The sequence below is a fragment of the Streptomyces palmae genome (assembly GCF_004684805.1).
Taxonomy (GTDB): Bacteria; Actinomycetota; Actinomycetes; order Streptomycetales; family Streptomycetaceae; genus Streptomyces; species Streptomyces palmae.
The window spans coordinates 1-3394 of the sequence record NZ_SRID01000542.1 but is presented as its reverse complement, the minus strand read 5'-3'; the positions used below and the strand labels follow the sequence as shown (position 1 = coordinate 3394).

Annotated in this window: 4 protein-coding genes; 3 read left to right on the top strand and 1 reads right to left on the bottom strand. The window is 69.4% G+C overall.

Translation table 11 applies throughout. From position 1 onward, the window contains the following. Positions 1-19: 19 nt before the first annotated feature. Entirely contained in the window at positions 20-691 is a 672-nt protein-coding gene (locus tag E4099_RS30615; RefSeq protein ID WP_135342358.1) for a TetR/AcrR family transcriptional regulator, read from the bottom strand. Positions 692-751: 60 nt separating this feature from the next. Between E4099_RS30615 and E4099_RS30610 the strand changes: the two genes are divergently transcribed. The 3 genes from E4099_RS30610 (at position 752) to E4099_RS30600 (ending at position 3201) form a co-directional block, all read left to right on the top strand. Then, entirely contained in the window at positions 752-1729 is a 978-nt protein-coding gene (locus tag E4099_RS30610) for a hypothetical protein (RefSeq protein ID WP_135342357.1), read from the top strand. A 213-nt stretch (positions 1730-1942) separates the two neighbouring features. Then, complete coding sequence (gene htpX, locus E4099_RS30605; RefSeq protein WP_135342356.1) at positions 1943-2806, top strand: zinc metalloprotease HtpX; 864 nt, start codon at positions 1943-1945, stop codon at positions 2804-2806. Continuing rightward, positions 2803-3201, top strand: coding sequence for a YccF domain-containing protein (locus E4099_RS30600; protein WP_135342355.1), 399 nt, complete (start codon positions 2803-2805; stop codon positions 3199-3201). The genes htpX and E4099_RS30600 overlap by 4 nt, the downstream gene beginning before the upstream one ends. Positions 3202-3394 lie beyond the last annotated feature (193 nt).

Here is a 3394-nt window from a genome sequence, read left to right as displayed (position 1 = left end):
CCCGTCACCCACCTCCGCCCTACTGCGGGACAGCCGGCTCGTGCGACATCTGTGTCCGGTCGCCCCCCGCGTGAAGTCCGGAACAGAGCAGGTCGAAGGCCTGAACTGCCACGCGGGCGACGGTGTCGCGGGCCGGCGCGGGTGGTTCGCCGGACATGATGCGTCGCTGCAGCTCGCGTAGAGCTGCGCGATGCGTTCCCGCGATGGCACCCGCGACGAGCAGCGGGAGTGGATCGTCGGTATCGCCAGGCGTGGCACTCAACGGATGTTCGGCCAGAGCGGTCGCCAGAGCCGCCTCGACGCGCTCGCCGATCTCGCGTTCGCGAGCCCGCAGGGCCGGGCTGTCCCGGATGGTCCGCCAGAACGCGGGCGCACCGGGCTGGAGCCCGAGCATCGGGTGGTCCTGCCGCAGGGCGGACAGCAGGTCGTCGCGGACGGCCGCGACCGGACAGGTGCCCGGCGCCCGGTCGCGCACCAGGGCGGCGAGGTGGTTCTCGACCTCGGCCTGGCGGTCGAAGAACAGGTCTTCCTTGGTGGGGAAGTAGTTGAACACGGTGTTGGTGGACACACCCGCGTGCCGTGCCACCTCCGCGACCGTGACCTGGTCGAAGCCGTGCTCCAGGAACAACCCCAGGGCAGCGTCGGCGATCGCCGTACGGGTCTGCTGCTTCTTGATCTCTCGAAGGCCCATGGACCGCATGCTAGTGTCACCACAAATTTGGCGTGACACCAAGATTTTTTGGGGGCGGGCATGACCATGACCTTCGGCATCTATCCCGGCGGTCTCCTGGGCGACGACCAGGGCATCGTTCATCCGGTCCGCCCGGACGCGCCGGACCGCATCATCGAGGCCCTCGACGAACTGCAGGGCGAGGCGGACACGCTGGCGGTACGCGCCTACCGCTCGTACGCCGCCGTCGCGACACCGCAGACGCAGCCCACACCCGCCGACCCGCACGCCTACCTTCAGCGCGGCCGCACCCTGGACCTCGTGCTGCAGTTCCGTGAGCCGTCCGGCGAACTGGACGGGTGGCTCGAGTTCGTTCGCGAGGCCATCCGGACGGCCGGACCGCAGCTGGCGTCGGTCCAGATCTGCGAGGAGCCCAATCTCAACCTCCCGTCCGTCGACGGCAGCACCCCCAACGTCCTGAACGCGCTCGTCCAGGGCGTCATCACCGCCCAACAGGAGGCCCGGGCCCTTGGCCACCGCGTGGCGGTCGGCTTCAACGCCGTGCCGTCCTTCGACCCGGCCGACACCTTCTGGGCCGGCCTCGGCGCGCTGGCCGATGCGCGCTTCCGGCAGAGCCTGGACTATGTCGGCCTGGACTTCTTCCCGGACGTGTTCCGGCCCATCGCCGCGGACCAGCTGGCTGACGCGGTCGCCGCGGTGCTCACCGGCTTCCGTCGCACCAGCCTGCCGCAGGCCGGCATCCCGGACACCGTCCCGATCCGCGTATGCGAGAACGGCTGGCCCACCAGCCCCGGCCGCACCGAGCGGCGACAGGCCGCCGCGCTCGACACCATCATCCGGACCGTCGCCGCCCTCGCCGCCCCGCTGAACATCGACGGCTACTCGCTCTTCGCCCTGCGGGACGCCGACAGCAACGCCGAGGGGCTCTTCCATCATTTCGGCCTCTTGCGTGACGACTACACGCCCAAGCCGGCCTTCGCGATGTATCGGCGACTCATCAAGGAACTGGGCGCCCCACCGGCCATGCCGACCCGGTGACAGCAGGGCCGGCGGCACCCGAGGGGGCTTCGCATCCCCGCCATCCCACCCTCTTCGCGGCCTTCCGGCCCTTCTCGCCTTCTATGGCGTAAACGCGCCCGTTGTGCACAAGGGAACTAGTGCTCCTCATCTGGCGTTGACCAGTCCAGAAGGGTCCACTGGAAGGTGGAAGTACCAAAGGGTTCCCCTGCCGCGTCAATTGGAGGGCGTACCGTGCACCGTCGGCACAACGGGCTCAAGACCGCCGTACTCCTCGGGGGACTGTCCGCGCTCATCATCGTGATCGGCAGTCTCTTCGGCCGTACGGGCCTGGTCATCGCAGTCTTCGTGGCGCTGGCCACCAACGCGTACGCCTACTGGAACAGCGACAGGATCGCCCTGCGGGCCATGCGCGCCCGCCCGGTCAGCGAGTTCCAGGCCCCGCAGCTCTACCGCATGGTCCGGGAGCTCTCCACCGCCGCCCGGCAGCCCATGCCCCGGCTCTACATCTCACCGACCGACGCGCCCAACGCCTTCGCGACCGGCCGCAACCCGCGCAACGCCGCGGTGTGCTGCACCGAGGGCATCCTCCGCCTGCTGGACGAGCGCGAGCTGCGCGGCGTCATCGGCCACGAGCTCAGCCATGTCTACAACCGCGACATCCTGATCTCCTCGGTGGCCGGCGCCCTGGCCTCGGTGGTGATGTTCCTGGTGAACTTCGCCTGGCTGATTCCCATAGGCCGGTCCGACGACGACGAGGGCCCGGGCATCCTCGGCATGCTGATGATCATGATCCTGGGCCCGATCGCCGCCTCACTCATCCAGCTCGCGATCAGCCGCTCCCGGGAGTACGAGGCGGACGCCTCCGGGGCCCGGCTGACCGGCGACCCGCTGGCCCTGGCCAGCGCCCTGCGTAAGCTGGAAGCAGGCACGAAGGCGCTGCCACTGCCCGCCGAGCCCCGCTTGGAGGCGGCCAGCCACATGATGATCGCCAACCCTTTCAGGCCTGGTGACGGCATGACCAAGCTCTTCTCCACCCACCCGCCCATGGGTCAGCGCATCGCCCGACTCGAGCAGATGGCGGGCCACCGGCCATGAGGACCATCCTCAATGTGGTCTGGCTGCTGCTCTGCGGCCTCTGGATGGCCATCGCGTACGTGGTGGCCGGCATCCTGCTCTGCGTGACGATCATCGGCATCCCGTTCGGTATTGCCTCGTTCCGGATCGCCGGCTTCGCGCTGTGGCCCTTCGGCCGTGCCGCCGTCCCCCGCCGGGACGCCGGGGCCCCGTCCTGCGTCGGCAACGTCCTGTGGCTGCTGCTCGCCGGCTGGTGGCTGGCGCTCGGTCACGTGGTCACCGGCGTCATGCTCTGCCTGACGATCATCGGCATCCCCCTGGGTCTCGCCAACTTCAAGCTGATCCCCATCTCGCTCACCCCCCTCGGTCACGAGATCGTCCGCACCGACGCCCCCTTCGCCGGCAACCGCTGGTAACCCCCCAACCCTCGTGCCCCGCGAGGGTTTTCCCCGTATCGCGCCCATCCCCGCGCTGCCTAGGGTCGGCCTACCGGTGGTCTTCGCAACTGGCTGTGCGGAAGCCTCCCCCTTTTGTCCCCCCAGACGAGAGGCGGAGATGACTCCGTCGTCGGGTTCATGAGCATGCGAGGACCACCGGACACCCCACCCC

What these genes read in the sequence shown, in the direction of transcription:
- E4099_RS30600 (WP_135342355.1), top strand. Translation starts at nt 2,803, where the DNA reads ATGAGGACCATCCTCAATGTGGTCTGGCTGCTGCTCTGCGGCCTCTGG.
- E4099_RS30610 (WP_135342357.1), top strand. Translation starts at nt 752, where the DNA reads ATGACCATGACCTTCGGCATCTATCCCGGCGGTCTCCTGGGCGACGAC.
- E4099_RS30615 (WP_135342358.1), bottom strand. Translation starts at nt 691, where the DNA reads ATGGGCCTTCGAGAGATCAAGAAGCAGCAGACCCGTACGGCGATCGCC.